This is a genomic window from Altericista sp. CCNU0014 (assembly GCF_044923475.1).
GTDB lineage: Bacteria > Cyanobacteriota > Cyanobacteriia > Thermosynechococcales > Thermosynechococcaceae > JAAURS01.
In genome coordinates this window covers 3,522,641-3,537,606 of record NZ_CP137338.1, presented here as the reverse complement: position 1 = coordinate 3,537,606, position 14,966 = coordinate 3,522,641, and the positions used below count along the sequence as shown (strand labels likewise).

The 14,966-nt window shown below is 52.9% G+C and carries 11 protein-coding genes; all 11 read right to left on the bottom strand.

Annotation, left to right across the window (positions count from 1 at the left end; all coding sequences use genetic code 11):
* Positions 1-92 precede the first annotated feature (92 nt).
* The 11 genes from groL to R6H26_RS16800 all read right to left on the bottom strand — a co-directional run bounded on the left by groL (position 93) and on the right by R6H26_RS16800 (position 14,930).
* Positions 93-1,730 (bottom strand): chaperonin GroEL, encoded by a 1,638-nt coding sequence (groL, locus tag R6H26_RS16850; RefSeq protein ID WP_404783947.1) that lies wholly within the window; start codon positions 1,728-1,730, stop codon positions 93-95.
* A gap of 82 nt (positions 1,731-1,812) precedes the next feature.
* Positions 1,813-2,124: a co-chaperone GroES gene (groES, locus tag R6H26_RS16845; RefSeq protein ID WP_404783945.1), complete on the bottom strand. Its 312-nt coding sequence runs from the start codon at positions 2,122-2,124 to the stop codon at positions 1,813-1,815.
* A 115-nt stretch (positions 2,125-2,239) separates the two neighbouring features.
* The gene (locus R6H26_RS16840) at positions 2,240-3,586 is read right to left on the bottom strand and encodes an SLC13 family permease (RefSeq protein ID WP_404783944.1); all 1,347 of its coding nucleotides are present in this window, start codon (positions 3,584-3,586) and stop codon (positions 2,240-2,242) included.
* 112 nt (positions 3,587-3,698) lie between these two features.
* On the bottom strand, positions 3,699-4,901 hold the full coding sequence (locus tag R6H26_RS16835; protein ID WP_404783942.1) for a family 10 glycosylhydrolase: 1,203 nt from the start codon (positions 4,899-4,901) through the stop codon (positions 3,699-3,701).
* 51 nt (positions 4,902-4,952) lie between these two features.
* Positions 4,953-5,354: a fasciclin domain-containing protein gene (locus R6H26_RS16830; RefSeq protein ID WP_404783941.1), complete on the bottom strand. Its 402-nt coding sequence runs from the start codon at positions 5,352-5,354 to the stop codon at positions 4,953-4,955.
* A gap of 131 nt (positions 5,355-5,485) precedes the next feature.
* Positions 5,486-6,781, bottom strand: a complete 1,296-nt coding sequence (locus tag R6H26_RS16825; protein ID WP_404783940.1) for a CO2 hydration protein — start codon at positions 6,779-6,781, stop codon at positions 5,486-5,488.
* Between the two features lie 65 nt (positions 6,782-6,846).
* On the bottom strand, positions 6,847-8,388 hold the full coding sequence (locus tag R6H26_RS16820; RefSeq protein WP_404783938.1) for an NADH-quinone oxidoreductase subunit M: 1,542 nt from the start codon (positions 8,386-8,388) through the stop codon (positions 6,847-6,849).
* A 43-nt stretch (positions 8,389-8,431) separates the two neighbouring features.
* A complete protein-coding gene (locus tag R6H26_RS16815; RefSeq protein WP_404783936.1) occupies positions 8,432-9,145 on the bottom strand; it encodes a carbonic anhydrase in 714 nt (237 codons plus the stop codon).
* A 31-nt stretch (positions 9,146-9,176) separates the two neighbouring features.
* On the bottom strand, positions 9,177-11,021 hold the full coding sequence (locus tag R6H26_RS16810) for an NAD(P)H-quinone oxidoreductase subunit F (RefSeq protein ID WP_404783934.1): 1,845 nt from the start codon (positions 11,019-11,021) through the stop codon (positions 9,177-9,179).
* 321 nt (positions 11,022-11,342) lie between these two features.
* On the bottom strand, positions 11,343-12,278 hold the full coding sequence (locus R6H26_RS16805; protein ID WP_404783932.1) for a LysR substrate-binding domain-containing protein: 936 nt from the start codon (positions 12,276-12,278) through the stop codon (positions 11,343-11,345).
* Between the two features lie 339 nt (positions 12,279-12,617).
* On the bottom strand, positions 12,618-14,930 hold the full coding sequence (locus R6H26_RS16800) for a PAS domain S-box protein (RefSeq protein WP_404783930.1): 2,313 nt from the start codon (positions 14,928-14,930) through the stop codon (positions 12,618-12,620).
* Positions 14,931-14,966: the final 36 nt, after the last annotated feature.

The window sequence follows — 14,966 nt, the reverse complement described above, 5'->3', positions numbered from 1 at the left end:
TGATTTTTTAAAGCAACAAAGGGGTAGCCAGTAGCTACCCCTTTGTCTGTACGACTGGGCTAAATCAATTCAACAAAATTAGCAGTCACAAATTAGTAGTCAAAGTCACCCATACCGCCGCCAGGGGCACCTGCGGGTGCGCCATCCTTCGGTTCGGGTTTGTCGACGATGATGCACTCGGTCGTCAGCACCATAGCGGCGATCGAGGCTGCGTTTTGCAGCGCCGATCGCGTTACCTTGGCAGGATCTACGATACCAGCGGCAAACATATCGACGTACTCGTCCACAGCAGCGTTGTAGCCGACGTTGAACTCCTTAGATTTCACGTATTCGGCAATCACCGCGCCATTTTTGCCAGCGTTCTCAGCAATCCGCTTGAGGGGTGCTGTCAAAGACCGCGCGACGATTTGAGAACCGATCAGCTGTTCGCCACTCAGATTGGCAGTGGCCCATTCTTCGAGCTGAGGTGCGAGGTGGGCGAGGGTGGTACCGCCACCAGGAACGATACCTTCTTCAACTGCCGCTTTGGTAGCGTTGATGGCATCTTCCAGGCGGAGTTTGCGGTCTTTCATTTCGGTTTCGGTGGCAGCACCGACCTTAATGACGGCCACGCCGCCCGCCAACTTAGCCAAACGCTCTTGGAGCTTTTCTTTGTCGTAGGAAGAATCGGTTTCTTCCATTTGACGGCGGATTTGCTCGACCCGTGTCTTGACTTGGGTTTCGTTCCCTTCCGCAACGAGGGTCGTGCTGTCTTTGGTGATGGTGACGCGACGTGCTTTACCCAACTGCTCCAGTTTGGTGCTTTCTAGCTTCAAACCGGCATCTTCGGTAATGAGCTGACCGCCCGTGAGGACGGCGATGTCTTCCAGCATGGCCTTACGGCGATCGCCAAAGCCAGGAGCCTTCACCGCTGCAACGTTGAGGACGCCACGCAGGCGGTTCACCACGAGGGTTGCGAGGGCTTCTTTCTCGATGTCTTCGGCAATGATCAGCAGGGGACGTCCAGCCCGAGCCACTTGCTCGAGGACGGGCACCAAGTCCTGCACGAGGCCGATTTTTTTGTCGGTAATCAGAATGAGAGGCTCTTCTTGGACAGCTTCCATCCGCTCGGTGTCGGTGGCGAAGTAGGGCGAGATATAGCCCTTGTCAAAGCGCATCCCTTCGGTGACTTCGAGTTCGGTGCTCATGGACTTGCCTTCTTCAAGGGAAATGACGCCCTCTTTGCCGACCTTATCCATCGCATTGGCAATCATCTGACCCACTTCTTCGTCGTTTCCGGCGGAGATGGAGCCAACCTGGGCGATCGCCTTGGAGTCTTCCACAGGACGGGAATGTTCTGCAATCTTGTCGACCAAGAAGCCCGTGGCCTTTTCAATTCCGCGCTTGAGGGAGATAGCATTTGCACCAGCGGCAACGTTGCGCAGTCCCTCTTTGACCATTGCGTGGGCCAGCACCGTTGCAGTGGTGGTGCCGTCGCCTGCTGCGTCGTTGGTCTTGGAAGCAGCCTGACGGATCAGGGCAACGCCGGTATTTTCGATGTGGTCTTCTAGCTCGATTTCTTTGGCGATGGTGACGCCATCATTGACGATTTGAGGTGCGCCAAATTTCTTTTCCAGGACGACGTTGCGACCCTTAGGTCCAAGGGTAACGGCAACGGCTTCCGCCAAAATGTCCATCCCTTTCTCGAGGGCGCGACGCGCGTTCTCGTTATAAATAATTCGCTTAGCCATACAAACTCAACCTCTGGTGCTCTAGTCAATCGTCTTTACTTCAACAAGTCAGCGTTTTTCGCACGCGCAATTCTGCGGATTGTTAGTCCACGATGGCCAAGATGTCTTTCTCAGACAGGAGGACGTACTCGTCGCCACCGAGCTTGATGTCAGTTCCGGCGTACTTGGAGTACAAAACCTTATCGCCAATCTTGATTTCCATTTCTTGACGCGTTCCGTCGTCGTTGCGCTTGCCAGGACCTGCGGCGGCAACTTCGCCGATTTGGGGCTTTTCTTTAGCGTTATCGGGAAGTAAGATGCCTCCAGCGGTCTTTTCTTCGGAAGCGCTGACTTTTACAAAAACGCGATCGCCCAAGGGTTTGACGGTCGATACGCTTAGGGTTACTGCTGCCATATCAATTTTTCTCCTAACGACAAGGGATGTGAAGTTTAGCACTCTCTACTCCCGAGTGCTAATTTACTGGAATGCCGCTAGGGTTCGCAATTGTAGACCTGTACGGGTTCCCGAACTAGCGAAAAATGAGAAACCGCACCACGACGTACAGACAGACTGCGACGAGCTGGCACACTGTTACGGGGATGCCGTACTTCAAGAAAGTTTTAAAGGAAATGCGCTTGCCGTGCTGTTCTGAAATACCTGCCGCCACGATGTTAGAAGATGCTCCCACTAGCGTGCCGTTGCCGCCCAACGTTGCGCCGTACATCATCGCGTAAAACAAAGGCAGGATTTCGGGTGGGAACTGACCTTCAAAATTTGGATCCAAGATGGCAGGGCTGGCTAAGCCGACGGTGACGACGTACTGCTTCAGGAGAGGCACCATTGCCACGACGAGCGGAATGTTGGGAATCAGGCTAGACAGTAGCCCTACGGTAAACAGCAATACTATGGATCCCAGCGCAATATTTTTCCCTAGGATGACTGCCAGAATACCGGAGGCACTGCCAATTACGCCTGTTTTTTCGAGTCCCCCAATCAGCACGAAGATGCTCATGAAAAAAATTAGGGTACTCCAATCCACATCCTTGAGAATATTTGAAACGGAATCGGTTTTGCTGTGATGGCAGAGGAGCAGACACAAGGCTGCCCCCAAGAGGGCAATCGTGGCCGGGGAAATGGGGGTGGGCAAAAGCTCGCCAATCGCAAAAAAGAGCAGGACAAGCGCGACAATGATGCCGCCCGGTGCCAAGATGCGGGGATGCTGAATTTTAATCTTGGGGAGTTCTTCGGGATGTTCTAGCTGAGTGCGCCAAATGCTGGGGAACAGTCTGGGCAGCAGTAAGAGGATTGTGATGATGGCGATCGCCCCACCTAGGCTCAGCTTTCCCAGATAGTCCAAAAAGCTGATATTGACGGCATCACCCACGATGAAGGTGGCAGGGTCGCCGATGATGGTGAGGAGTCCGGCGCTGTTGGCGACAAAGACCATCAAAATCAGCAGTGGGATGAAGTTAATGTTTAATTCTTCCGCCATGGGTGGCACTAGGGGAGCCAACAGCATAACGGTGGTGGCGTTGGGCAGTACGGCACACACGGGGGTGGTGATTGCCACGATGCCGATCAGCAGGCGTTTCCCTTGACCTTTAGCCAGGATGACGATTTGAGTGGCGAGGTACTCGAAGATGCGGGTGGGTTCGAAGACGCGCACCATGACCATGACGCCAAAAAAGAGCGCTAGGGTGGCGTGGCTGCGGCTGATGTAGTTAATGGCTTCCTGTAGTGACAGAATATTGAGCAGCACTAGGAGTAAGGCTCCCAGCAACCCTGCAATCATCAGGTGGGTTTTCTCGCTGATGATGAGGGCAAATACGCTGATAAAGATGGCAGAGGCGGCGATCGCAGACCAATTTTCCATCATGCTACCTCCGAGGTAAAACTGAGTCGATGAGACCGCAACGGACGAATCAATTCTACCTGTCATCGTTTCAGGTTGCGATTTTATCTCTCGCTGGGCTGAAACTCACCTTAGGTTAGCGCGACCGAGATTGTAAAGAATTGGTTGCTAGCAAGGTTTGAAACTGCGACTGTCTCTGGGCGATCGGCTCTGGGGCTTCGTCCCAAAGGCTTTCGTAATAGAAATAAGTAACCCCCAATCCAATGGATTGTGCGGCGCGTGTTTGGGCCTGAATTTGCGCCATGGAGATCTTTTGGTTTTGCAATCCAGTCAAAATCCCCGCCCCAGTCGGAATTTTTTGTCTTGCTTCTGTTAATTCTGGACGAGTGGCCTGAGCCATAAAGCTCTCTAGCGTCGGTCGATAGATTTGCACGATTAGCTCATCCACCCAGCCTTTGCGAATCCAGCCCAACCAGTCTTGCAAATAGCCCTTGTAGGCGGTGTCGTAGGGGTTGGGTGCGACGGAAAACACGGCGTTGGGACGGATGGCTTTGACGCGTTTGTTGAGCTGTTCGATAAAGCTCGAAATTTTGTTGGCCCGCCAGCTCACCCAATGCGGATCGTTGGGGTGAGGCATGCCTGTTTTTTTGGTTTCTTTGGCGTAGAGGCTGAGCGTGTAGGGGTCGTAGCCAAAGGAATTCGGCAAGCTGGTGTGGTCGTCAAACTGAATACCGTCTCCGTCGTAACGGGAAACGACTTCTGTGACTAGATTGGAGAAGAAGGTCTGGACTTCGGGATGAAAGGGATTGAGCCATACCACTTCGCCTGCGGCTCCGACCCAGTTTCGATTGCCGTTGGCCTGTTGAGTGAGCCAGTCGGGATGTTGGAGGGCGAGTTCGGAACTGGGCGGGGTCATGAACCCAAATTCCATCCACGGAATGACGCGCAATCCTTGTTGGTGGCCTTTTGTAATAATGTCTGCAAGCGTATCTTGACCTTGTTTGCCTTTGGGGACAAAATCTTGAATTTTGGCTTGTCGGGCTACGGCGCTGGGGTATAAGGTGTAGCCGGAATTCCAAACTACGGGATAGATCGTGTTGAAGTTGAGTCGGGCGAGATCGGTAACGGCTTTTTGGGTGTTTGCTCGATCGCGCCAGATTACGCTGTCGTTGATGGTGAGCCACACGCCTCGGATATCGGAAGGGGTGCGCTGGGACGATAGGAGGGTTGCTTGGGCCAATCCTTGGGTGGACAACAGGGCAATTAGAAACAGGAGGGGGAGGCGAAGGCGAAACTGTCTGATACGCGCTCTGAGGGTGTGAAGAGTGGTGAGGAGCATGGGAGGAGTGAGGCAAAACAGCAATCGATTTTGGGGCGATCGCCCATAGGGCTAACCCATCAAGATGACGGTATCGATGACGTGAATGATGCCGTTATCGGCTTCGATGTCAGCGGCAACAACGGTTGCGTTTTTAACTTCAAATCCATCGGAACAATCAATTTTGATGGGAGAACCTTCAATAGAGGTAATTATACCCATTTTTGCCAAATCGTCTTTAGTAAACTTGCCGGATGCGACGTGGAAGGTCAGAATGCGGGTGAGTTGGGGGATGTTTTGGACGAGGGTTTGGATGGTGCCGGGGGGGAGCTTGGCGAAGGCGTCGTCGGTGGGGGCGAAGACGGTAAAGGGGCCGGGGCTTTGGAGGGTTTCGACGAGTCCAGCGGCGCTGACGGCGGTGACGAGGGTACTGAAGGCGGGGTTGCTGACGGCAATGTCTACGATGGTGGGCATGGTTTTGGTGTGCAGGGGTGGGAGGCGGGAGAGAAGGGCGATCGGGATGTTTGAAGAGAGGGATTTTTCACCAATCCAAGATGCTGTAGGGGCGCAAGGCTTTGCGCCCTCTTTGCCAAATGCAATGCTATTTACCGATAATTTTGCGATTGAATATCGCGCAGGCGCGCTTCGGGACGCTTGAACCGATCGAGCTGAGCTTCGAAGAAGGCGCGGTTGGCCTGGAGATGTTTTGGATTTGGATCGTCTAAAGGGTACAGCAGTGCCTGACGCAATGCCTGAATGACAGCGGAGGTTACGCAGTACATCGATCGCTGGAAGGTAATCCCGAGCTGAATGAGCATATCGTCTTCGCCACGACAGTGGTTTTGGTAGTACTCCACGAGATAAGGCGGCAGAAAATGCAGCATGTCCTGCATCAACAAGGTGGGCGGAATTCCGGCGGAGCCGACTGGAAAGACATCGGCGTACAAAATGCCATAGTGGAAGTCTTTTTGTTCTGTAGGGACTTGTCCGGCTTGGGCGTTGTAGGATTTGGTGCCTCGGAAGGGGGCGGTGCGGTAAAAGACGGCTTCGACGTAGGGAAGGGCCGCTTCGTAGAGCCACATGAAGCCTTTGGATTTGGGAATGATTTCAAACCGCTCGCCGCGAATGTAAACGTGGTGGTAGATGGGGCGTCCGGCAATTGCAAAAATCCCGTTCACTAAAAAGTTCATGGCATCGGGGATGCCTTTGAAGCCGCCTTCATCGAAAATATCGGACATTTCAAAGAAGACGGGAGCCATGATTTCCCAGAATAAGCCTAGGTTGGCGGTGTAGGACATCATCCGACACTGTTCTAAAAACATGTCTGGGAAGAGTTTGTACAGCGCCAGCATGGGCGGGTTGTATTTGAAGTAGGCTTTGATGGCGCGATCGGCGTTGGTGCGATACTCGTCGCTGTCGAGGTAGCCGTCGAATAGCCCCCAGCCCATATCGCGACCGTGCCAGAGCATTGCTTGCATGCAAGCTTCAGCAAATTCCATGTTGATGCGATCGTGGAACCAATGGTGCAGGAGTTTGGGAAGTTTGCCTGTTTCGCCTTTCTCCATGAACTCCAGCAGTTCTGGATGCGCTGTGGCTTCTCCGCGCCAAATCCGCAGGTCGGCGTCGTCTCCAGCGTAATGGTTGTGCAGGTCTAGGTATTCTTGAGGCAGGAAGTATTTGAAAAACGGGAGGGGATTGAGAAAGACATTCTCGGCAATGTAGAGCAAGTCGCGCCAGTAGAAGTCCATGGGCACGGCATAAGCTTTATAGATGCCGATAATTTGCATCAGGTTTTCGGGGGTGTCTGGCAGCATTGCGCCGCCCGCCTCTAAGCGATGGATGACTTCAGCAAATTCGTGGGTAGAGGGTGGGAGTGTCGTGGGTCTTTCGAGGGTCTGCATGGCGACATATCTCTAATACTAATAAAGGCGTACGTTGAAGTGCGGAATGTTAACGTAGGTGAGAGTTATACAGCTTTGGCCAACCCAGCCCCTACCGATTCCGATTGCTTGAATGCAAAGTCCTTTGGCGAAGGATCGTACGTTGCTGCCACTTGAGCCATGGCAGCCGTCGTCGGTTCGCTCCAATGCACCAACCAGTAGGGCTGGACGCCCAGAAACAGAATGACAGCGGCCAAGAGCAATGCTGGAAATCGCTCCGACCACAGCACCTTGGGATAGTAAGCTAAAGCATTATCTAAACGCCCAAAGCAAGTCCGGTTGAGCAAAATGACGAAGTAAACGGCTGTGAATCCCGTTCCGACAACGCACAGGAGGGTCTGCCAGGAGAACGTGGCGTAGCTGCCTTGAAAGACCAAAAACTCTGCAACAAACCCGACCATGCCAGGAATCCCAGCGCTCGCCATGCCCCCTAAGACCAGCAAGGCGCTGACTAAGGGCAGGCCCCGTACCGGACTCATCAGCCCGTTCAGTGCAGATAGCTCGCGGGTGCCGATCTTGGCTTCAACAATGCCGACCAGATAAAAGAGCAGCGCCAAAATAAAGCCGTGGGCGACCATTTGAGAGACTGCGCCCACAATGCTCAGCTCCGTGAGCGCCGCACCGCCCAGCAGTACGTAGCCCATGTGCCCGATCGAACTATAGGCGACCATGCGTTTGATGTCGTGCTGGGCGATCGCCGCCAGCGCTCCATACACCACAATTACGACGGCCCACACTGCCAGCAATGGCGCAATGCTCTTCCACGCTTCTGGCAGCAACCCTAACCCAAACCGAAATAGTCCGTAAGTTCCCAGCTTTGCCAACACCCCGCCCAACAAAATGGCGATGGGCGGAGATGCCTCGACATAGGCATCGGGCAGCCAAGTATGCAGCGGTACTAGGGGCGTTTTGATGCCAAACCCAAAAATGAGAATGCCGAGCAATAAGGTTTGAAACACCAGCGGAATAGTACTGACAACCGTTTGTACGGCATCGTAATCAAAGCTGGTGGCATCGCCCAACCAGGCCAGACCTAAAAAGCCCGCTAAAATCAAAATGCCAGATACTGCCGTGTAAATGAGAAACTTGGTGGCAGCGTAACCCCGTCGAGCGCCGCCCCAGACGGCAATCAGTAAATAGAGTGGAATGAGTTCTACTTCATAAAACAAGAAGAACAGCAGGAGATTTTGAGCCAAGAACGCGCCTGTTACCCCAGCATTCACGAGCAATACCAGCGCGAAATACAGGCGAGGGCGGATGATTTTAGCGGGACTGCTGTAAATGGCAATCCAGGTCAGCAGACTGTTGAGCACCACAAGGGGGAGGGACAGTCCGTCCAGCCCGAGACGGTAGGTTAAGCCCAACGGCTCGATCCAGTTTAGGACTTCGCCCATTTGGAAGCCAGAATGGCTGAGGTCAAACTGACTGACGACCCACAGGGTTTGAGCGACCAAAACGCTCCCTACAATCAGGGCAAAGCGTTTCGCCCATCGATCGGATAGGTTTTGCGGCCAAAACCCGATCGATATTGCTCCGAGAACGGGTAGCCAAATTAAAAGACTGAGCATCTCAAACCCTTGGTATCAACTGCACGTTTACATCTACAAAATATCAACCGACGAGAGAAACTTTACCCGTATCGAGGTCGTAGTAACCGCCTACAATCTTGAGCTTGCCTGCAGTGATGAGTTCGGCCAAAACTGGAGACGCTTTTAGTTTCTCTACTTGGTAAGTAATATTGGCTTTACAGGCGTTTTCCAGGGGGTCTCCAGGAAGATTTTTAGCTTTGGGCAAACACGGCTTAATGGCGTCTAATAAACTGCCAATTTGCCCCGGAACTGGAGTTCCTTTGAGGGCTGCATCCACCGCACCGCAGCGCTCGTGGCCCATTACCATGATGACTTTCGTTCCTAAGACAGCCGCGCCGAATTCTAAACTTCCAATTTCTTCGGCGATCGCAATATTACCTGCAATCCGACAAACGAACAGATCGCCCAAACCCTGGTCGAACACAAGTTCTGAAGGTACTCGCGAGTCGGCACACCCCAGAATTGCAGCAAAGGGTTTTTGACCCTTTGCAACTTCATTGAGCCGGACGACGTCCTGATTCGGAGATTTCCGCTTTTGGGCAACAAAGCGTGTATTTCCGTCGATTAACTGGCGTAGTGCCTGATCGGGTGTGATGTTGTTTTGGGCGATCGCCGGAGCGGTCGGTGCGATCGCTTGTCCCAGTGTTGCAGTGGCCACGCTAGCGCCCACAGCACCCGCGCCAAATTGCAACATGCGACGACGAGAAACGTTTGATTTTAAAGAAGAATGAGTCATTGTTTTAAATTTCACTCCAACACACATAGAATTAACCGGGAAGAATGGACCAAGCCAAAACTAACCCTAAAATCGACATTCCTACCACAATAGTTAAGAGATAGGACTGAGATTGGCCGGAATTTCCGTACTTGAGACTTTCGCCCCCAAAGATAGAAACCCAGCCCACCGCATTAATAAAGCCATCCACAATAAATCGATCGACCCAGTCCGCAATCCGTGAGAGCGTGGCAACGCCGAGGACAATGGTGGAGCGATAAATTTGAGGGGTATAGAAGTCTGCGGCCAACAGCTGTTGCAGCGCCTGCACCGGAAGCTTGATGGGTTTTTGAATGAGGGGGCTCAAGTAAACCACAGCACCCAAACTCAGCCCCAAAATACTAGACCAAGTCAAAACCAGAGCCGCATCCTTATTCAGAGCGGCCCAGTCTGGCAGCAGGTCGAGGTTTAGCAAAATGAGCGGCAAGTGCAGCACCACGCCTAAAGCTAGGGTCATGGGAATCACCATCGGCCACAATACCTCTGGGGCGCGGACCGTCATGGGCTTGGGTTTACCGCCAAAAATGAGGCCAAATTCGCGGGTGAGGCTGAAGGCGGTCAAGGTATTGACAAGCAAGACGACGACGACCAATAGCGGATTGGTGTCCCACAGCCCATCTAAGAGTTTGAGTAAGGCCCAAAAACCACCCAAGGGAGGGAATCCAATTAGGGCTAAGGTGCCCGCAATATAGGCAATCCCTGAAATGGGACGGCGAGACCAAAGCCCCCCCAGTAGAGTGAGGTCTTGGGTGATGTTGGACCAAACGATGGTTCCGGTACTCATGACCAGCAAGGCCATTGCAAGCGCGTGAATTAACACCAGCAACAACGCGGCTTCATCTTGCTGCGTCCCCACGGCAATAAACACCAAGCCCATGTAGGCGGATACGCTATAGGAAAGGGCGCGTTTGACATCGATCTGGGCGATCGCAATTAAAGTCCCGCCCACGGCACTGACCGCACCGATCGCGATCGCGGTTGTTAAGACTGCGGGCGAAAGTGCCAACACGGGTTCCAGCTTAATCAGCACCCAAGCCCCAGTCGCAACCACCACGGAATTCCGCAAAATGGTACTGGGCAGCGGCCCTTCCATTGCTTCATCCAGCCAAAGATGGAGCGGAAACTGAGCGCATTTCCCCATCGGTCCCGCAATTAAAGCAAGTCCTAACAAGGTGGCCGTCCCAGTTGGCAACTGGGGATTGCTTTCGGCCCATTGCGCCAGTTCCGTGAAGTTCCAGGTTCCTGCTAAGGGTAAGAGTGCTAACAATCCCATCAGCAGGAGTAAATCTCCCACCCGCTTGGTTAAGAAAGCATCCCGCGCGCCAGATACCACCAGCGACTGGCTAAACCACAGCCCGACGAGGACATAGGTCCCCAGTGTCAGAATTTCTAGAATCATGAAGCTAAAGAAGAGGGAGTTGCACAGAACCAAGGCGCACATCCCCGCTTCAAAGAAGGCCAGAAATCCAAAAAATCTCGCCCAGCCCCAGTCCATTTCCATGTAACCCACAGCATAAAGCTGCGCTGAAAAGTTCAGACCCGTCACCAGCGCCATCGCACCAATGGAAAGGGCGGAGAGTTCGAGGGGCAAAGTCAGGTCTAGATTGGCGACCTGAAGCCACGGTAAAGAGATTTGTTGGGCGGGCTGTCCCCAAATTTTGGAAAGGGCGATCGCGCTATGGATAAACGAGAAAAACGTCATCAATAGGTTGATATAGCCCGCAGGGCGCGGCCCCGTGCGCCTCAAGATCCCTGGCGACCAGGGAATCGTTAGCAGGGCTCCCAAGAGGGAGTAGCAAGGGACTAACCAAACGGTCTCAATCCAAAACTGGGGCATAGAATGTATATCTATTTATCTATGGATTGAGTCCAGATTATCGCCTTTCATCTATTGTTAAAAGACTAGATTTTGAATGATACCGATAGATAAAACCTATTTATTTTTCAAAGGCGACGCATTGACAGAATGCATGTTTGATGGGCGAAAAGATTGAAGGCAAAAGGGGGATCGATTGATAAATCGGCTGAAGAATTCTCTGCTTCGTCACGAGATAGAAGGGATTGCAACAAAAGGGACGGCTCGTCGTATCCCCGGATGCGATCGCCAAGCTCATAGAATGTATCAATTTTTATAAAGATAAAGACAGGTAAAATCTATTTATGACTCAGACGCAACGAAGTCCATGTCGGCCTGTTTCGCAATCTGGCGACCTTCTGTAAAAAGGAAATCTAAGAAGGACTTAGACACCACTGAAAGCTGCTTGCTTTCGGGATAAATCACGTACCAGTGGCGCTGGAGCGGAAAGCCTTCTACGTCCAAAACGGTCAGCGGGCCGTGGATTCCCTCTAGCGCAAGGGAGTGGCGCGACAGCACTGAAATGCCCAACCCTCCCACGATCGCCTGCTTGATCGCCTCGTTGCTGCCAATTTCCATCACCACGTTCATTTCAACCCGGTTCTCGCCAAAAAAGCCTTCCACCGCCATCCGGGTGCCTGACCCCGGCTCTCGCATAATAAAGGGCTCTTCTGCCATGCGTTGCAACGAAATAGACTTCTCGTGAACCAAGGGATGGTTGTGGGGCGCAACCACTACGAGCGGATTTTCCATGACGGGACGCACGCAAATGTCTGCGCTTGTCGGGGGCTGGCCGATGAAGTAGAGGTCGTCGAGATTTTGATCTAATCGGTCTAGAACCTGCTGTCGGTTCGTCACTTGGAAGGAAATCGAAATGCCGGGATAGAGCTGCCGGAATGGACCGAGCAGCCTCGGAACGAAGTATTTAGCCGTGGTGATGGCGGAGATCCGAAGTTTGCCCTGCTTCATGCCGCGCAGGTTGGCCAAGGTCATTTCTAAATCTGAGAACCGACTCGAAATATCGCGACTGCTTTTGAGCACTTCTTCGCCTGCTTCGGTGAGGTAAAGGCGCTTTCCCAATTGCTCGAACAGCGGCATTCCAATCGCCTTGGTCAGCTGTTTCATCTGCTGGGAAACTGTGGGCTGAGTCAGGTAGAGTTCTTCTGCCGCTCGGGTGAAGCTGCCATGTTTGGCGATCGCCTCAAAGACTTGCAGTTGATGTAGGGTGGCCTGCTTCACGATGTTTTTCTCCTAGGACACGAACGCGATCGCTTTTATCTCCATTGTATATAGATAATTCCTATTTAGATAGATTTTTGTTGAATTGATTTCTATGTGAGGCTCGCAAGTATCAGACAGGAAAATAAGCACTAAAGTTCTTCGCTGGAAAGAGTTAGAGCGATTTGGCAATGTTCCTAACATTCTTTTCTTCTAAAGATATGGATAGAAAATATCTATTCAATTATTATATCTATGTCCAATGATGGCGCCACCTTCTGGTGGCGCTGCTGCGCGAAGCGCGAGGATCTGAGGTGGAGCGGACCTGAGGCCGCAGAGCGTCGAGTAAAGCAGCCAATGCTAATTGCTAGCGTTGTTGATGGGATTGGGGATGGCAGGCGCATTGGAAGTTTGCAGAGGCAGAACGATCCAGCAAGTGGTGCCCGCGTCTACTTCGCTGGTGAAATGGATCGTGCCTTGATGTAAGTCCACGCATTTTTTGACCACGACCAAACCCAATCCGGTGCCTGAAATCGAGCGGACGTTTTTACCGCGATGGAAGGGTTCGAACAAATGCTTTCGATCCTCCGGCGGGATGCCAATGCCTCGATCCCGAACTTGCAGCAATACATTTTCCGGCTGATACGCTAGCGAGAGTTCGACATTGCCGCCCTTGGGCGAGTATTTAATGGCGTTGGACAGCAGATTTGACAGAATAGAGCGCAACAGTTTTTCATCCAAGCAGATCGGGATGGCAGTTCCCTGACAGGTAAAGGTAAGCGTATGGCGGGCGTCAATATTTAGGGTCATTTCATCGACAAAATGACGGCAGTACAGTTCCAGATTGAGGGGTTTAGGATTGAAGGCCAGATTCCCGGTTTCGGCGCGATTGATAGTCAAAATATCGTCTAGCAATTGCACCATGTTCCTGACGGAATCTTGAATCCGGTGCAGGTTCCGCAATCGTTTTTCGGTGTTGTCCCACTCAGCTTGGGAGTTTTCGAGTACTTGAGCGGCGGCGAGGACGGTACTCAATGGGGTGCGAAATTCGTGGGAGGCCATCGAAAAGAAGCGGATTTTTAAGGCGCTCAATTCCTTCTCGCGTTCTAGAGCTAGGCGGATTTCATCCACCCGTTTGCGTCCGGTCGTGTCCCGCTGTACGGCAATCCAATGGGTGTACCACCCTTTGCGATCGGCTACGGGAACCAGGCTAAATTCGTTCCAAAATTCGGAACCATCTTTGCGATAGTTAATGACCTCCACGGTCACAGGTTCCCAGCGCGCTAGGGCAGTGCGGACTCGTTGGAGTTCTGCGAGGTCGGTTTTGGGACCTTGCAGGAGGCGGGGGGTTTGACCCAATACTTCTTCAGCTCGGTAGCCCGTAATTCGGGTAAAGGCTTCGTTGACGTAGAGAATCCGAGGCCCGGGCGCGTCGACGGGTTCCGCTTCTGTGATAATCACCGCATCGTTGGTGTTGACCACGACGGACTGGAGGAGACGCAGTTGCTCGTCCCGCTGCTTGTGTTCGGTAATGTCGGCAATCACTGCCACTACGCCGTTAATGTCTCCTTCGCTGTCGGGGAGAGGGGCGGCGGAGAAAATGATGTCGATGAGCGTGCCGTCTTTTTTAGGTTGGCAAAACTCCAGACGGTTGTAGATAGCCCCCTGGAGAACGCTGGCATGTAAGGTAGCATAGTCCGATTCTCGATTGGCGAGGTGGAGGGGATTGGGGCGATCAATGACTTCAGCCTCGGTCCAGCCGAATATCCGCTCCGCTGCCGGGTTCCAAATCTTGACTCTACTTTCGCGATCTAGCATCACAATGGCGCGGGGAGAAGCCGCGATTAAGGCTTGCAGCGTATTGTTGGTGTGGCGCAACGCATGTTCGGTGCGCTGCCGTTCTGCAATCTCGGCTCGGAGCGTTTCATTAGCAGTGGCCAGTTCTGCCGTCCGCTGCCCCACCCGCTGTTCTAGCTCGGTATTGAGCTGCTGAAGTCGATTGTAGAGTTCCGACTGTTGAATGGCGATCGCCACTTGCGTTGCCAGTTGCTTCATCAGCTCTACCTCCCAGTCGTCCCACTGGCGCGGACGGCTGCACTGATGGGCGATTAACAGTCCCCAGAGATAGGGCTTAGAATCGGCAGCGGCTGCATTACCGCTGGATGCGTCGTTCCGATTTTCTTGAATGATGGGCACCACCAACTTGGCCCGAACGCCCAACTGCTTCACAAAATCAGCCAGACAAGCTTCCACATCGGCCCGATCGACATCTGGAATGGCGCGGGTTTTCCCTGAGGCATAGGCTTGGTGATAGGCCAGCGGAAAAACCTCCTCGGGAAAGGTTTGGCCTAAAACGCTAGGATAGGGAGAGAGCGCCGTTTCGTGAATGGCGCTGCCCGTCCCGTCGTCCCACAAGCGATAAATTAAGACGCGATCGGCTTGCAGAAAGCGCCGAACTTCTTCAACCGTCGTTGCTAGAATCTCGTCGAGATCGAGAGAGCGCCGAATGTGTTGGGCGATTTCTGCAACCAAGCGTTCCCGCTGGGTTTGCTGGAGCAGGAGCATTTCAGCGCTGCGCCGCCGTGCCAATTCCTGCTTGAAGTACAGGAATGCAGCCGCTAGGCCCAGAACGCCCAAGCTCATTGCAACGAGGATTGAATTTGTCCCACTCATGGTAGAGATCGATAAAAGCACGAGCCAAGCGCAGCG

Excerpts from the sequence above, each read along its gene's own strand:
- R6H26_RS16825 (WP_404783940.1), bottom strand. The coding sequence starts at position 6,781 with ATGCAGACCCTCGAAAGACCCACGACACTCCCACCCTCTACCCACGAA.
- R6H26_RS16820 (WP_404783938.1), bottom strand. The coding sequence starts at position 8,388 with ATGCTCAGTCTTTTAATTTGGCTACCCGTTCTCGGAGCAATATCGATC.
- R6H26_RS16815 (WP_404783936.1), bottom strand. The coding sequence starts at position 9,145 with ATGACTCATTCTTCTTTAAAATCAAACGTTTCTCGTCGTCGCATGTTG.
- R6H26_RS16840 (WP_404783944.1), bottom strand. The coding sequence starts at position 3,586 with ATGATGGAAAATTGGTCTGCGATCGCCGCCTCTGCCATCTTTATCAGC.
- R6H26_RS16830 (WP_404783941.1), bottom strand. The coding sequence starts at position 5,354 with ATGCCCACCATCGTAGACATTGCCGTCAGCAACCCCGCCTTCAGTACC.
- R6H26_RS16835 (WP_404783942.1), bottom strand. The coding sequence starts at position 4,901 with ATGCTCCTCACCACTCTTCACACCCTCAGAGCGCGTATCAGACAGTTT.
- groES (WP_404783945.1), bottom strand. The coding sequence starts at position 2,124 with ATGGCAGCAGTAACCCTAAGCGTATCGACCGTCAAACCCTTGGGCGAT.
- R6H26_RS16810 (WP_404783934.1), bottom strand. The coding sequence starts at position 11,021 with ATGCCCCAGTTTTGGATTGAGACCGTTTGGTTAGTCCCTTGCTACTCC.
- R6H26_RS16800 (WP_404783930.1), bottom strand. The coding sequence starts at position 14,930 with ATGAGTGGGACAAATTCAATCCTCGTTGCAATGAGCTTGGGCGTTCTG.
- groL (WP_404783947.1), bottom strand. The coding sequence starts at position 1,730 with ATGGCTAAGCGAATTATTTATAACGAGAACGCGCGTCGCGCCCTCGAG.